This is a genomic window from Paenibacillus sp. FSL R7-0331 (assembly GCF_000758645.1).
GTDB classification, from domain to species: domain Bacteria; phylum Bacillota; class Bacilli; order Paenibacillales; family Paenibacillaceae; genus Paenibacillus_AQ; species Paenibacillus_AQ camerounensis.
Genome location: NZ_CP009284.1, coordinates 470,837 through 486,002 on the forward strand (window position 1 = coordinate 470,837; position 15,166 = coordinate 486,002).

Annotated in this window: 10 protein-coding genes and 1 riboswitch; of the genes, 7 read left to right on the top strand and 3 right to left on the bottom strand. The window is 51.4% G+C overall.

The genetic code is table 11. The features are described from left to right. Nucleotides 1–164 precede the first annotated feature (164 nt). Complete coding sequence (locus R70331_RS02045) at nt 165–1,598, top strand: MDR family MFS transporter (protein WP_156131061.1); 1,434 nt, start codon at nt 165–167, stop codon at nt 1,596–1,598. Between the two features lie 362 nt (nt 1,599–1,960). On the opposite strand, the gene nrdF is transcribed toward R70331_RS02045, so the two are convergent. From nrdF to nrdI, 3 genes are read right to left on the bottom strand one after another with little or no spacing between them, the layout of a single operon-like run. Further along, nucleotides 1,961–2,920, bottom strand: coding sequence for a class 1b ribonucleoside-diphosphate reductase subunit beta (gene nrdF, locus R70331_RS02050; protein ID WP_042172438.1), 960 nt, complete (start codon nt 2,918–2,920; stop codon nt 1,961–1,963). A 37-nt stretch (nt 2,921–2,957) separates the two neighbouring features. Beyond that, nucleotides 2,958–5,042, bottom strand: a complete 2,085-nt coding sequence (nrdE, locus tag R70331_RS02055; protein ID WP_042172441.1) for a class 1b ribonucleoside-diphosphate reductase subunit alpha — start codon at nt 5,040–5,042, stop codon at nt 2,958–2,960. After that, nucleotides 5,029–5,388, bottom strand: coding sequence for a class Ib ribonucleoside-diphosphate reductase assembly flavoprotein NrdI (gene nrdI, locus R70331_RS02060; protein ID WP_042172443.1), 360 nt, complete (start codon nt 5,386–5,388; stop codon nt 5,029–5,031). Before nrdI ends, nrdE begins: the two co-directional genes overlap by 14 nt. Before the next feature lie 402 nt (nt 5,389–5,790). Here nrdI and R70331_RS30245 point away from each other — a divergent pair, with 402 nt between their 5' ends. The 6 genes from R70331_RS30245 (at nt 5,791) to R70331_RS02100 (ending at nt 15,149) form a co-directional block, all read left to right on the top strand. Next, nucleotides 5,791–7,398: an alpha/beta hydrolase gene (locus R70331_RS30245; protein WP_156131062.1), complete on the top strand. Its 1,608-nt coding sequence runs from the start codon at nt 5,791–5,793 to the stop codon at nt 7,396–7,398. A 1,180-nt stretch (nt 7,399–8,578) separates the two neighbouring features. Further along, nucleotides 8,579–8,669, top strand: a riboswitch (cyclic di-GMP riboswitch). A gap of 96 nt (nt 8,670–8,765) precedes the next feature. Next, nucleotides 8,766–10,874 carry a choice-of-anchor A family protein gene (locus R70331_RS30925; RefSeq protein WP_081947436.1) on the top strand — a complete coding sequence of 703 codons (2,109 nt, stop codon included), beginning with the start codon at nt 8,766–8,768 and terminating at the stop codon, nt 10,872–10,874. Between the two features lie 156 nt (nt 10,875–11,030). Then, nucleotides 11,031–11,984 carry an alpha/beta hydrolase gene (locus R70331_RS02085; RefSeq protein ID WP_042172448.1) on the top strand — a complete coding sequence of 318 codons (954 nt, stop codon included), beginning with the start codon at nt 11,031–11,033 and terminating at the stop codon, nt 11,982–11,984. Between the two features lie 492 nt (nt 11,985–12,476). Beyond that, entirely contained in the window at nt 12,477–14,009 is a 1,533-nt protein-coding gene (locus tag R70331_RS02090; RefSeq protein ID WP_042172451.1) for an HD-GYP domain-containing protein, read from the top strand. A 209-nt stretch (nt 14,010–14,218) separates the two neighbouring features. Next, nucleotides 14,219–14,602, top strand: coding sequence for a NusG domain II-containing protein (locus tag R70331_RS02095; protein WP_042172453.1), 384 nt, complete (start codon nt 14,219–14,221; stop codon nt 14,600–14,602). Further along, entirely contained in the window at nt 14,586–15,149 is a 564-nt protein-coding gene (locus R70331_RS02100; RefSeq protein WP_042172455.1) for a Gx transporter family protein, read from the top strand. The genes R70331_RS02095 and R70331_RS02100 overlap by 17 nt, the downstream gene beginning before the upstream one ends. Nucleotides 15,150–15,166: the final 17 nt, after the last annotated feature.

The window sequence follows — 15,166 nt, forward strand, 5'->3', positions numbered from 1 at the left end:
CGAGATCCTCTCCTAAATAAATAGTAGCTTTACTAAACATTCTGCAGCTTGCCGTTGATTAATGAACATAACGATGATCTGTGATCATCGATTTTGGGGTTGTTCTGATTATAATCAGCAGGTAAAAGTTAATCAACACGATGTTTAGTAAAAGGAGAACTGATATGAATAGTCAGTACAAACAAAAACAAAACGTGATGTCTCAACGGAGGCCGTTCATACTGATGCTTATGGCTATTATTCCCGGAATGATGATGGTGATGATAGACAGCACCGCCATGAATGTAGCCATCCCCAGCCTGGCTAAGGCTTTTGGAGTTTCTTTTGACACCTTGCAATGGGTAATTACGGGCTATATGTTAGCCATGTCGGTTACGATTCCGCTCGCAGGATGGTTCTCGGACAGATTCGGTTCAGCCAAGGCTTATATCATTACCATTATCATGTTTGTTATTGGATCATTGCTGTGTGCGCTGGCCCAGAATTCCTTGCAGTTAACGATTTGCCGGATCGTTCAAGGGCTTGGCGGGGGAATGGTTCAGCCGATAGGGATGGCTATGATTTTTCGACTTGCACCGGAGAATAAGAAGGGACAGGTCATGGGGATGCTGGGTATCCCGATGCTGCTGGCACCGGCCTCCGGGCCGATTCTATCCGGCTGGCTGTTAGAGTCCATAGGCTGGCAATGGATATTTCTCATTAATCTTCCTTTAGGGATGATTACTGTTTATTTGGGAGCACGTTATTTGCTTAAGACGAATGCACTGCAGCCACCTAAATCCTCGTACGATAAGAAGTCGCTGGATGTCGTTGGTTTTTTTCTGGCCCCTGTAGCTTTTGTTTTACTCGCTTTAAGCATGAATGTGGATGCTTCACCAGGGTTTCTATGGTTATTGAGGGCGGTCAGTATCATATTGCTAATCTGGTTGTGGTTTCATGAGACAAGACATCCGCAGCCTATTCTAGCTCTTCAGGCGTTCAGAACGGTTAGCTTTCGAAGAGGAATATTTGTAAGCTGGATTCAATATGCGGCGCTTAACGGATCTCTGGTATTTATCCCGCAGTACCTTCAGCATTTTAAAGGGTACAGTCCGTTTCAGGCAGGTCTGGTTATGAGTATGCTGGCTATCACATCCGGACTGCTTATGCCGGTTGGCGGAAGGCTGTTTGATAAAGTGGGTATACGCCCGCTTGCCGGCTTGGGTTTAGGGACGATCTCTCTGGCTTTATTGCTGCTGTCACAGTTAGGCCAGAACGTAGGAGGAGGGCTGATTGGTGGAATGGTGGGGCTGCTCGGAATCGGAATGGGACTGTGTATGATGTCTCTGAATACCTACATCCTGCAATCCGCTCCGCCGGAGCTAATCAGCCGTGTTACACCCTTGACCTCTGCAAGCTCCAATCTGGTAATTCCTATTGCTATTGCTGGTTTGAGTAACTTCCTGGCCCTCCGGGCTAACGCGCGGATAACGGTGGCAGGCGGCAATGCATCTCTGGCAGAAATGCAGGGGTACTCGGATACCTTCCTGCTGGCGGCTTGCCTTGCTTTAGCAGGTGCCTTGTTCAGTCTGCGGCTGGGGTCAAAACGTCATTCGTAGTATCCGGTAAAATTTTTCAGTCGGTACCCAATGATGATCATTGTATAGTTGCAGTTTATACAACTAAATGCAGCGAAATTGAGCAGTTGTTTTAGATAAGTGTACTTTGTGCAATTAAAAGTGGCCGTGAAGGCTAAAATGAGCTTTTTTCAAACTTTTAGTTGTATGAAATGCAGTTAAGCACCGTATTAGCGTGAAAACAGGCATTTTAGTTGTACAAAGTGCAGTTAAGCTAGGAGGTTGGGGTACCAACGGGCATTAGCTTACACGAAAAAACCGCCGGGAATCCCCGGCGGCATTAAACAGGGGCGCTAGCGCCCCTGTTTGCTGTTCACAATTTCAATATTGCTGTACTTTGCTGCTTAGAAACTAAAGTCCTCATCACGCAGCGGCTCCACGTTCAGCGCACGGACGTAGCCGTTGCCTTTTTTGGAGAAAAAGTCATGCTGCTTGGTGTGGGTGCTGATCCCGTTCTGGACGATCGGGTTGATCTCTTCCTCATCGAACAGCGGGTCGTGGCCCAGGTTCATCATCGCCTTGTTGGCGTTGTAGCGCAGGAACGTCTTCACTTCCTCCACAAGCCCGATTGGCGCGTAGATCTGCTCGGTATACTGCTCCTCGTTCGCATGCAGCAGGCGCAGCAGCCCAACAAGTGTCTGGTACACGTCACGCTGGTCGTCCTCGGACAGCTCTTCAAAAATCTCCTGCGCCAGCACGCCGACATAAACGCCGTGGATGCTCTCGTCGCGCAGGATCAGGTCGATGATTTCGCCGCTGCAGGTCATTTTGCCCTGGCCGGCCAGGTAGAGCGGGTAGAAGAAGCCGCTATAGAACAGGTAGCTCTCCAGCAGGACGGAAGCCGCCATCGCCAGATAGAGATCCTTGGGTGTTTCGATTTTTTTGTAATATTCGGAGATGGTCTGGGCTTTGAACTGCAGGAACGTGTTGTCCTCCACCCAGCGGAAGATCCCGTCGATCTCCTCAGTGGAAGCCAGTGTCGTAAAAATACTGCTGTAGGACTTCGCATGAATCTGCTCCATCATCCCCATGAAGCCGAGCACCGCCTTGCGCTGCAAGCCGTCCACATGCTCCATGATCTGCGGCATCCCAACGCCGCCTTGCACGGTGTCGAGCAGGGTCAGCCCGCCCAGCACCTTCATATAAGAGTCCTTTTCGGTGTCGCTCAGCGTCAGCCAGGACATTTTGTCATCGGATAATGGAATTTCGTCGTCGGTCCAGAACTGCATAATATTCTGGTTCCAGAACATCAGCGAGAAGTCGTCGTCGGGACGGTTCCAGTTCACGGCTTGAATTGCGCTCATAATGGTCTAATCTCCCTTTCTGTAGCCGTACGGCCCTTTAAATCGAGCAGGTCAGGCATTCCTCGACGGACAGCTTTTTGGTGCGTGTGTAATACAGCGACTTCAGGCCTTTGTGTGCCGCATACAGGTAGCAGCGGGCCAGCTCACGGGTCGTTACATCACTGTTCACGTGCAGGACGGTCGAGATACCCTGATCGATATGGGGCTGGATTTCCGCAATCAGATCAATCACCTTGAACTGGTCCATCTGATAAGCGGATTTATAGAAGAACACATTGTCCGGCTGCAGATAAGGCATCGGATAATAGGTGGTCGAGTTAGCATAGGTACGGGTCTCGATCTGCTCTACAATCGGCATTACGCTGGATGTAGCATTCTGGATATACGAGATGCTCGCAGTCGGTGCAATCGCCAGACGGTAGGCATGGTACAGGCCGTTTTTCTTAACAGCTTCGCGCAGCTGCTCCCAGTCTTCCTGAGTGGGAATGTAGATGCCTGCGAACAGCTCCTGCACTCTTGCGGTAACCGGCTGGTAATTAGTAGACACGTAACGGTCAAAATAAACACCCGTCGCGTAATCAGACTCCGCATATCCGTAGAAGGTTTCGCCGGTTTCAGCGGCGATTTCCATACTCTTTTCAATCGAGTGGTAGTTCATTGTCATGAAGAATGTACGTGCAAAGTCGCGGGCCTGCTCACTTTCATAAGCAATCTTGTTCTTGGCAAGGTAACCGTGCAGGTTCATGACACCAAGGCCGACGGAGTGCATCTCCTTGTTCGCTTTGGCTACGCCCGGAGCATTGGAGATCGTGGTCATGTCGCTGACCGCAGTCAGGGCGAGCATGCCCTCGTGGACGGATTCACGGATTTTGCCGTGCTGCATCACATTCACGATGTTCAGGGAAGCCAGATTGCAGCTGATATCGCGGCGGATCGCATCTTCCTGGCCGTAGTCGTTAATTTCGGAAGTCTCCTGCAGCTGGAAAATCTCGGTGCACAGGTTGGACATTTTGACCTGGCCGACATTTTTCAGGGCGTGGGCGCTATTGGCATTGCTCTTGTTCATCATATATGGATAGCCCGATTCGAGCTGGATCATGGCAATTTTGGTCAGCATGTCGCGTGCGCTCATGGCAATCTTTTTCTTCACGCGCGGATCAGCGAGCAGGGTGTCGTACATCTCGTCGAGGTCCATGTCGTCCAGATGAGTGCCGTAGGCCTGGAAAACAGTGTAAGGTGCGAATACATGCAGCGGCTGATTATCCTGCGCCAGCTTGTAGAAGCGGTTCGGCACGATCAGACCGATGGACAACGTCTTCAGGCGTGTCCGCTCGTCGGCATTGATCTTTTTGCTGTCGAGGAATTCAAGCACGTCCCAGCCGAAAATATTGTAGTATGCCGCACCGGAGCCCTTGCGCTGGCCCATCTGGTCAGCATAGGAGAACCCGTCTTCCATCAGCTTCAGAACAGGCATGATGCCTTTGGCTGCATCCTCAACGCCTTTGATGGTCTCGCCGCGCGCGCGCAGCTTGGACAGATTAACAGCAACACCGCCGCCGATTTTGGACAGCTGCATGCAGGTATTCAGCACATAGTTAATCGAATTGAGCGAGTCGTCCATCTCCAGCAGGAAGCAGGAAACCATCTCGCCGCGGCGGCTTTTACCGGCATTGAGGAAGGTCGGGGTGGCCGGCTGCAGGCGCTGCTCCATCATGGAACGGGCCAGGGTGCGGGCAGTCTCGACGTTTCCGCGTCCCAGGTGCAGGGCTACTACCGCTACACGGTCCGGATAATGCTCGAGGTACTGCTTGCGGTCATTGGTTTTGACGGCATAGTCTGTATAGAACTTGGAAGCCGCCATATATGAAGGGAAACGGAAATCATATTCATGGGCGATCCGGTAGACATCCTCCATCTCAGCTGCGCTGTAACGGTCATACAGGTCCTCGTAATAGTCGTTGGCAATCATATAATCAATCTTGGCTTTGGTGCTTGTAAAGGTTAAGCTGCGGCGCTCCACATCACGCATGAACTCCGCTACAGCCTCCTGGTCTTTATCGAGCTGGAAAAATCCGGTCTCGTCTCTCTTCATCAACATGTTATTCAATTCAATATGCCGCAACCCGGTTCACCTCCTGTTTAATTCGCTCCACATCGCCGAATGTTCCTGACAGCTCGAACTTGCCGACTACCGGCACATTATACCGCTCTGCAATCAGGTCTGCGCTGTGGGCGTACAGCTCACCCCAGTTTTTGTTGCCGCTCGCGGCAATGCCTTTCAGCCTGGAATGGTTCTTCTCCAAAAAAGAAGACACCTTCTCGGGGATCTGCCCAAATCCGGTGGTGTATGTAACAAGCACGTAAGGCTCGTCGATCGTCATATGCTCTTCGATTTGTACAGCAGGCAGCTTCAGCTTGTTGATAAACCGTCTGACGTTGCCGGTTTTGGAATCGTAAGCAATCAGCATAGTCGCTCTAACCTCCTATAACAGTGGTTCTATTTAACCTTTGATAATGGTATTCTGGCAATCCGCCAGATATATGAGTTTAACTACTATATACACTACATTTAGGGGACTTCAATCATTTTACTACCATATGTTGAAAAGTCAATAGATCAGGAGGCCCTTGGCAGCCCCCTGAAAGCCCTTCAGAAACGGTAAGGCCAGGCCCCGTCTGCGATCTGATCTCTAAAATTTTATTCTATTTTTTAATAGTGTCCGGGTAGCCGCCCGGAAAGTGCCTCTGCAATCCCTTGTCCAAAAATCCATGCCGTTTCCGGCCTCTGTCTATGGTGCATGGAATGAAAAGCTTTCATAATAACGAAAGAAACGGTGGCAGTAATGAAAGAATGAAAGGATGAAGGCCTGATGTTTGAGGTGCAAGAGCTGGACTGGCAGGGACGCCGGCTGACGGTATTCCTGCCCCCTTCCTATGCATTATCCCAAAAACAATATCCTGTTGTGTACCTGCATGACGGTGCGACACTAATGATGAATAACCTGAATTATATGTACAGGCTGTTTCGCGAGGGGCTGCTGGCCGAGCTGATCGTTATCGGGATCAGCAGTTCTTCCCGAAATGATGATTATACACCCTGGCCGGAGTCTGCTGCAACAGAGGGAAGGGCGGATTTTGGCGGCAGAGGACCTGCCTATCTCAATGAAATCGCTGACAGCATTAAGCCTTACATTGATTCCATCCTGCGGACGGCTCCTGAACCGGAATCCACCGGAATGATCGGATATTCGCTGGGCGGGCTGGTGACGCTGCTGGCCGCTTACCGCCGTCCCGATGCCTTCGGGCGGTTCGGCATGCTGTCTCCCTCCATCTGGTATGAAGGGATGCTGGCGTATACGGAAGCTAACCCGCTGCCGGACAACGGACAGAAGCTGTATTTATCTGTGGGCAACCGTGAAGGGGTATACAAACAGAATATTCAGCGGCATGCCGTTACCTGCACGCTTCAAGCATACCGGAACCTGCGCGGACAGCTGGCTGATGAGCAGCGGCTGCGCCTCTCGCTTACAGACGGGGCGGCCCATGATTTAGCCTCTATGTCCGCACAGTTCCCTGAAGCGCTGCTGTGGCTGTTCGGGGCGGCTGAAGGACAGCAGACAGGGGCGGAGGTGAAGCGGGCTGAGATGGAAGCGGAGCTGTTATCACCGGTCAGTGCCTGCATGCTGCCCGGAACCGAGATGTGGGATATGACTTCGCTCTACAACGGATTAACATACCGGATATTTGTCCATCTTCCGCTGAAGCCTGCACCGCCGGAGGGATATCCGGTGCTGTACACCGTTGACGGCAACGCGTACTTTGCTTCGCTCAATGATGCCATGCGTCTGCAGACCCGGCACCCGCGGGGGCTGCCGTCCGGCATGATCGTCTCAATCGGTTATCCGGCAGACGGGCCGTTTGTGTCCGAGCGTCGCTTCAGGGACCTGACTGTGCCGGATGTTCAGCAGGGTCTGCGTCCGGACGGCTCGCCCTGGCCGGTTAACGGCGGGGCGGATGCTTTTCTTGACTTCATTGAGCAGGAGCTAATGCCGCTGATCGGGCGCAGATACAATGTGGACCACTCCAGAGCTGCGCTCTTCGGGCATTCCCTGGGCGGCTTCTTTACCCTGTATACGCTGATCCGCCGCGGCGGGCTGTTCAGCACTTATATCGCAGGCAGCCCGTCCCTCTGGTGGAAAGGCAAGGTGCTGTTTGATATGCTGCCTGAGCTGGAGGAGAAGCTGCGTAACGGGGAGCTTGCCTGCTCGCTGATGATTGGCATCGGCTCGGAGGAGGACGGTATGCTTGAGAATGCCAGAGCATTCTATGAGCGTCTGGTCCCATTTGCCGGCAGCGGGTTCAGCCGGCTGGCCTATAATGAATTCCAGGGCGAAGGGCATATGTCTGTGCTGCAGCCGCTGTTCAGTCCGATGCTGCGTTTTATTTTTGCGCCGGAAGGTGCCAAGCTCTGTATCTGAGAGCCTGCGGATAACAGTCCGATTTGACAAATCATCAGGATGCTTTATATTAGTAAGGGAGCAAGGAACCGTACTCATATTAACGCAGGCCGTAATTACAACAATTGATGCAGCGCGGTGTTCCGGATTTTTCCGGATGCTGCGCTTTTCTTCTATATATAGGAGAAAAAATAATGCCGGAAAAAATGGTATGTAACAGGTGCCCTGAGGGTATCTTCTAAGTATAGATCAGAGGTCGGGAAGGAGCGTATGCATAGGAAATGGGCAGTGTTCTTATTGCGTGGCTTTGTATGCTGTGTTTATTTTTTACATTTAATGATAAAGTAAGCCGGAAAATTTTTTATCCCGTAGCGCTGGTCGTTGTATTTGGCACTTTGGGCTATTGGACAGTTTTAATGTAACTTTTAGGTTCCTATCAGCTTATTTTCAGGTAGATCGTTTATATTGAATAAACCAGACACCCCCCAGTGTTATATGGTACCCTACAGGTCTTGCCAACTCCCATGGCAAGGCTTTTTGTTTTATTTTTTTAAAAGGAAAATAATGTGACATAATTCACAATAAAAAATCCGGAATTGATTTATATTAAATTTGTAATACTAAAGTTGAAAATAATTTATGCCGAAAAGAGGAGTATGAAAATGAATCATGAAGGTAATCTCCGCCGTGGTCTGGTGTTCGGCCTGTTTTTAAGTGTTCCGCTCTGGATGTCAATGATCGGCTGGCTGCAGCTGCTTTAATATAATAAAAAATGCTTGGGATGAACTGTCAGCGGGTAACCGGCCGGCAGTTTTTTTTCGTCTGATGAGATATATTATGCCTTTTATGAATCAGACAAGCATACAATACGATATAAATGGAATTCCGGGAGGGTTATTATTAATTAAAAATTTAAGTAGTTCGAATATACTAAATTACATTATTTAGATACTTAAATTTTAAACGATGAAAAACGAGTATTCCGGAGTATAAGAGAGGATTGGCTGACAATTAATAGAATGACATGGATCATAGGCTGGAAAACAGCTCTGAAAGCCTTTCCGTTCAGAAATTTCGATTATTATGGAAAAATATTATAAGGAATAGATTGACAATAATGCGGATCAGGGAATACACTTAGTTTAGTGCTAAAGTAACAAATGTCATAGACTACTTACTCTATTTCAACTACATACTTTCTCATGTATAATCGCAAACCGCCCGAAAGTGCGGGACGCAAAGCCAGGAGTCTACAGCCTTTGAGAGAGGGCTACGATCGTCCGGCCGCCGTGAAGCTTGACTTCCTGGCGGCTTTTTTTGTTCATTTTTTTAGGTGAAGGTGCTGCTATAGCCGGGGTTTATACCGCATCTTACGGGGGGAATTAATAATGAATCGTAAATCTGTATTCAAGTTATCTTTTGCAGTGGCTATGTCTGCAGTTCTGCTGGTCAGCGGCTGGCTGGCTTCCGCCGGACAAGGTAAGGTAAGGGCTGACAGTACTCCCCTTCCTGGCATTGCGGGTAAGTACAATGTGTTTATTCTCGGTGATCTTAAAGGCTACCACAGTGATTCGGAAGGCAGAATGGCTGCCGGCGGTCATATCACCCTTACCCAGGGCGGATATTCGGTAGGCCATAGTCTGAGTGCAGCAGAAATCTCAGAAATGGATTCGCTGGTGGCAGGCGGCAATCTGAGCTATGACATGGGGGAAGTTAACGGTAGTGCCGTGTACGGCGGTACTTACTCAGGCTCCGGCAAACCGCGGGGCGGGACGGGGACGCTAAGGCAGGAGGCGAATGTAATTAATTTTGCTTCAGAGTTTGCCCTGCTCCGCACTAAGTCCCTGCAGCTTGCAGCTTTGACTGTGAACGGCAAAACAGAAGACAACTACGGAAATATTAAACTGACCGGTACCGATCCCGTGCTGAATGTATTCTCAGTATCAGGAAGTACGCTTACGGGTGCTAATGAGCTGCGGATTACCGCACCGGAGGGATCTACCGCAATCGTTAATATTGACGGAGCCTCAGTCACGTTCAAGAACGGAAACGGGCTGACTGGCGTGAGTCAGAATAAAGTGCTCTATAACTTCCCGCAGGCGACAGCCTTGCGGATGGAAAGCATCGGTATCATGGGGACCGTACTGGCCCCGAATGCAGCAATTACGTTTAACAACGGGCAGATCAACGGCAGTATGATCGGAGCCTCCCTGGAAGGAAGCGGAGAGTTCCACCATAAGCCATACACCGGCCGCGACAACGGAACTACGCCTACAGCGACTCCGTCGCCGACACCAGTGCCGACAGCAACGCCGACACCAGTGCCGACAGCAACGCCAACACCAGTACCGACAGCAACGCCGACACCAGTGCCGACAGCAACGCCGACACCAGTGCCGACAGCAACGCCGACACCAGTGCCGACGGCAACGCCAACACCAGTGCCGACAGCAACGCCGACACCAGTGCCGACAGCAACGCCAACACCAGTACCGACAGCAACGCCGACACCAGTGCCGACGGCAACGCCAACACCAGTGCCGACGACGACGCCAACGCCGACAGTAGCACCGACGCCAACGCCGACAGCGGCACCAACGCCAACGCCGACAGCAGCACCGACGCCAACGCCGACAGCGGCACCGACGCCAACGCCGACAGCAGCACCAACGTCAACGCCGACAGCAGTGCCAACGCCAACGCCGACAGCAGCACCGACGCCAACGCCGACAGCAGCACCGACGCCAACGCCGACAGCAGCACCAACGCCAACGCCGACAGCAGCACCGACGCCAACGCCGACAGCAGCGCCAACGCCAACGCCGACAGCAGCACCGACGCCAACGCCGACAGCAGCACCGACGCCGACGCCGACAGCAGCACCGACGGCAACGCCAACAACGGCACCAACAACAGCACCAACAACAGCACCAACAACGGCACCAACAACAGTGCCAACAGCAGCACCAACAACGGCACCAACAACGGCACCAACAGCAGCACCAACAACGGCACCAACAGCAGCACCAACAACGGCACCAACAGCAGCGCCAACAAGCGCTGTAACGCCTGGTCCTACAGTGCCGGCAACGGCATCACCCACCAGTGTAGTTTCTATTCCGGGCGGAACTCCATCCACCCCGACCAGTCCGACGGTCATCGGGACGATTGTGACGGATGATGAACTGGAAATTGAAGATAATCCTGTGCCGCTTGGTCCCGGCGCGAGTGCAACTGCTGCCGCAGGCGGAATAATCGTACCACAAGCAACGCCGAAGCCGAGTCCGACAGCCGGACCGGGGCCGGAGGATGAAATTATCCTTGATGATGAAATACCGCTGGGTAGTGTTACTGATCCCGGCATTACAGAAGCAGCAGCCGCTACATTGCCGCAGACCGGGGAATCCAGTCCGGCACCCTATTACATTACAGGTATGACGCTGGCTGCCCTGGGGCTTCTGCTAAGCAGAACCAGAACCGGCAAGCGTAAAAGCTAACACGGTAAGACTCCGGCGGATGAAAGGGTAAGTCCGCCGGTTTATCTTAAAGGCTGCTGCCGGAAGATACTGCTCCGGGCAGCCTTTTTTTTTCTGCTGTTAAGCAGAAAGATTGTTGCAGATAAACGGATGACTGAACATAAAGGAGATCATTCTATGTGGTTGATAGTAATAGCGGCAGTCCTTGTTATCGCTGCAGCTGCACTAAGCTATGCAGGCTTTTTTTTCTACGGGGTGGCGATCAAGCGTGCACCGAAGGCGTTTTTGGTTAGCAGTCCGGATCTGAAGGTTGACCCGCCTGTTGCCGGTGCCTCCTGGGGAGAAGGGGCTGAATGGGTTGCGCGCCAGCATTTCCGGGAAGTGAAGCTGTTTTCAGAGGATGGCCTGGATCTGAAGGGGTATTTTCTGGCGTCTGAGCAGGCTGCCGGCCGTACTGCTGTTATTGCCCACGGCTATTCCGGAAAAGGAAAGGATATGGGGGCAATAGCGAAAATGTATTATGAGCATCTGGGCTATAATGTTCTGCTTCCCGATGCGAGAGGCCACGGGCAGAGTGCGGGAGATTATATCGGCTTCGGCTGGCCTGAGCGCCATGATATGGTGAAATGGATTGAATGGGTGCTGGAAGAGACGGGGCAGCAGGCGCAAATTACGCTGCATGGGGTTTCTATGGGCGGGGCAACCGTACTGATGACTGCGGGGGAACGGCTTCCGGTGCAGGTCAAAGCGATCGTGGAGGACTGCGGCTACAGTTCGGTCCGAGCCCAGCTGTCCTACCAGCTCCGGCGTATGTACCGTTTACCGGCTTTTCCGTTCGTACAGTGCGCGAGTCTGGTTACCCGGATAAAAGCAGGTTATTTCTTCGGGGAAGCCTCTGCGCTTAAGCAGGTGCGAAAAGCCAAGGTGCCGATTTTGTTTATCCATGGGGATGCTGACAAGTTCGTACCGTTCTTTATGATGGAGGAGTTATATGAGGCCTGCAGCGCCCCGAAAGAGAAGCTGATTGTACACGGGGCGGGACATGGGCTGGCCTATGACACGGATAAGGCGGGCTATGTTGCAAAGGTAAGCGGTTTTGTTGAGCGGTATGTACATGATGCACGGGAATAGTCCCGGAAAAGTAGACGTGCCCGGTATCCGCATGCTGCGGCTACCGGGCACTAATATGTTCCACACATAGCTGTGCTTATCTGCAACGGATAAGCATCCAGTCTATGTCTTATAGGTATATTCATCCCCCGCCGTCCGTGAGTGACGGGTGTCGTAATTCCTTGTTATTTCCAGCAGCCGTATGGCGAGATAATCCTTCCAAAACGATAAGAGCCCTACCTCTCTCTTATCCTTGCGGCTCCGAGGCCGCGCCAGTGTGAATCGGAATGCTATATTCGAATTTAATCTCATAAAAAGGAAGAGTCATGCAAGAAAACGTAAGAATTTGTGTCCAAATTGCCGATAAAAAGAAAGAAGTAAAGCTATCGGCCTGACATCTTCTTGATGGGGATATCTATACACCTAAACAAATATTCCTTTATTATATCGCAGTATATCCAAAAATGCAAATATATATATAGGGACTGGGTAAGACCGGGGATGGGAGTGCTAATGAATATATACGGGGCATTTTTAAAAAAGCAGATCGGCAATTACTTATTTGGCTCCGTTGTTGCGGTCTTGGCGGTTGGAAGCCTGATATTGCTCTCTTCACTGGAGATCAGTATGGAGGAGTACGGCCGGCTGTTAATTGTACTGCTGCTCTCATTTGCAATTATGGCCATTACGGAGATCAGTGTATTTGTCAGGCATATCAAGCCGATCCGTGCGGCTCTGCTGGACCCGCAGCCTGCACTGGCCGTGCTGGAGAAAGCCTATCTGTACACGCATCAGCTGCCCAGGCATGCGGTCATACGGATTCTCGGGCCGCATCTTATGGGACTCTCTGTGCCGGCGGCTCTGATGACGAGCTGGATGATTCATGCCGGTCTGCTTACTATTCCTTACTTTTATCTGGTAATGGCCTTAGCCGGGGCCGTTCTGGTTGCCAGTATGCATGCACTGATTGAATTTTATCTCACTTGTTCAGCTATCATTCCGCTAATTAAGGAATTCAGAAACCGGGCAATGGAGCTGCACAATGTCGATTTTTCGCTGGAGGGGCATGTCTTTGTGCCAATACGTCCGAAATTTCTGATTAGCTGTATGCTGATTGGAACGTTTCCGCTGTTTTTGTTTATTATGGCAACCCATATCCGCATGAACAATACTGGAACTGGCATGCTGGTCGGGTTTCAGAACTACTGGGCCTGGGCTGGAATGGTGCTGCTGATCGGAACCTTCTTCTCCTCAGTAGCGGCCTGGCTTCTTACCAATAGTGTGCAGCATCCGATTAACGAGCTGTACAAGGCTATGAATAATATCAAAGAAGGACGTCTTTTGCAGGTGCAGGATGAATATTCTGATGAATTCTCAAAGCTCGTAGCCGGCTTCAATATGATGGTGCGCGGACTGCAGGACCGTGAGCAGCAGAGCCGGCAGCTGCTGGACAGCTATTTTACAACACTCGCCGTTGCACTGGATGCACGGGATTCTTATACAGCCGGACATTCGCTGAGGGTAGCTGAATATTCGGTTATAATCGGACAGCTTGCCGGTCTGACCGGCCAGCGCCTGGATGATCTGCGCAAATCGGCGCTGCTGCATGATATCGGCAAAATCGGCGTACCCGACAATGTCCTGTTCAAAGAGGGCAATCTGACAGATGAAGAGTTTGACCAGATCAAAAGCCACCCGGTGCTTGGAGAAAATATTCTGCGGCAGATTGAGCCGATGGAGAAGATGGCACCCTATCTGGAAGGGGTACGCTCCCACCATGAACGCTATGACGGCAAAGGCTATCCAGACGGGCTGGCGGGGACCAGCATTCCGCTGCACGGGCGGATTATTGCTGTGGCTGATGCCTATGATGCGATGACCTCAGACCGGCCGTACCGGAAAGGGATGGATCATGAGCAGGCGCTGGCTATTCTGGAGAAGGGCCGGGGTAGCCAGTGGGATCCGCAATTCGCCGGGTTATTCCTGGCATACTTCGGGAAAAATGTAACTGCGGACAAGAGAGAGTGTCCGGGCCGTACCGGATAGCAGCAGGCGGCGGGGCCGGCCTTGTACCGTGTATTTGAAACGTAAGCGGATACCATCCAGATTCTGGGGGTATCCGTTTCTCCTTTGCGTGCCTATTTTGTGAACGTCTGCTTAAAACCGACAATTAACGACTACATTCATTGAAGGTTTAAGGGGAGACCGTTATAATTATTAAGTCTGGTTTTTAATTAAAAAATAAGGAGAATTTTATGAAACGCGCAGATGTGTGGCTTATTTCCATCGTGCTGATTGCTGCGCTTGCTTTTCTCGTTCCAAGATGGCTTGGCGATGATAAGGGCGGGCCGGGCAAGAATCTCGTGGCCAATATAACAGTGGACGGCAAGCTGTTTAAGACCGTGCAGCTTACAGAGGAAGAACAGAGTATTGAGATCCGTACCGAGCGCGGCTATAACCTGCTCAAGGTGCATGATTACGGCATTGAAATGTATGAAGCGGATTGCCCCGATCAGGTGTGCCTCGGCTTCGGCCGGATTACCCAGCCTAAACAGACCATTGTCTGTCTGCCGCACCGGGTGCTGGTAGAGATTGCAGGGGATTCGGGAGGAGATGAAATCGATGGCTATGTCCAGTAAGGAATCGGCTACAGCCTTGAAGCGGACAGTAATTATTTCAATCTTTGCAGCTGTTGCTGTTGTGCTCAGTATAGTAGAGGCCCAGATTCCTCTTGCCGGAATGGGCCTGATGCCCGGCGCGAAGCTGGGCTTTGCCAACATTATGATTTTGACCTGTATTTACTTCTTGCGCGGGCGCGATGCATTCGTACTGGTGATTCTGAAGACCCTGCTTACTGCATTTCTGTTAGGTACTTTTTCCAGTCTGCTGTTCAGCCTGTTCGGTTCCCTGCTCAGCTTCGTGGTTATGTTCCTGCTTGTCCGCTTCAGCGGCAAAAGACTGAGTGTCATCGGAATCAGCATTGCCGGCGGACTTGCCCACAATACCGGACAGCTGCTGGCTGCATCCATGGTATTCAATTCAGCAAGTATTCTGTATTACCTGCCGATTCTGCTGGTTACCGGGATCGTAACCGGAATTCTGGTCGGCTTTGCAGTGCGTTATCTGGTGGCTTCGCTGTCTAAGATTTCGCTGTTTGAAGAGTTTTTGGACGGACGGAGCCACTAGCTGCGGAAGGATGACGA

Bases quoted from the DNA above. Each gene is read 5' to 3' on its own strand.
- R70331_RS02045 (WP_156131061.1), top strand. From the start codon at position 165: ATGAATAGTCAGTACAAACAAAAACAAAACGTGATGTCTCAACGGAGG.
- nrdF (WP_042172438.1), bottom strand. From the start codon at position 2,920: ATGAGCGCAATTCAAGCCGTGAACTGGAACCGTCCCGACGACGACTTC.
- nrdI (WP_042172443.1), bottom strand. From the start codon at position 5,388: ATGCTGATTGCTTACGATTCCAAAACCGGCAACGTCAGACGGTTTATC.
- R70331_RS30245 (WP_156131062.1), top strand. From the start codon at position 5,791: ATGTTTGAGGTGCAAGAGCTGGACTGGCAGGGACGCCGGCTGACGGTA.
- R70331_RS30925 (WP_081947436.1), top strand. From the start codon at position 8,766: ATGAATCGTAAATCTGTATTCAAGTTATCTTTTGCAGTGGCTATGTCT.
- R70331_RS02085 (WP_042172448.1), top strand. From the start codon at position 11,031: ATGTGGTTGATAGTAATAGCGGCAGTCCTTGTTATCGCTGCAGCTGCA.
- R70331_RS02090 (WP_042172451.1), top strand. From the start codon at position 12,477: ATGAATATATACGGGGCATTTTTAAAAAAGCAGATCGGCAATTACTTA.
- R70331_RS02095 (WP_042172453.1), top strand. From the start codon at position 14,219: ATGAAACGCGCAGATGTGTGGCTTATTTCCATCGTGCTGATTGCTGCG.
- R70331_RS02100 (WP_042172455.1), top strand. From the start codon at position 14,586: ATGGCTATGTCCAGTAAGGAATCGGCTACAGCCTTGAAGCGGACAGTA.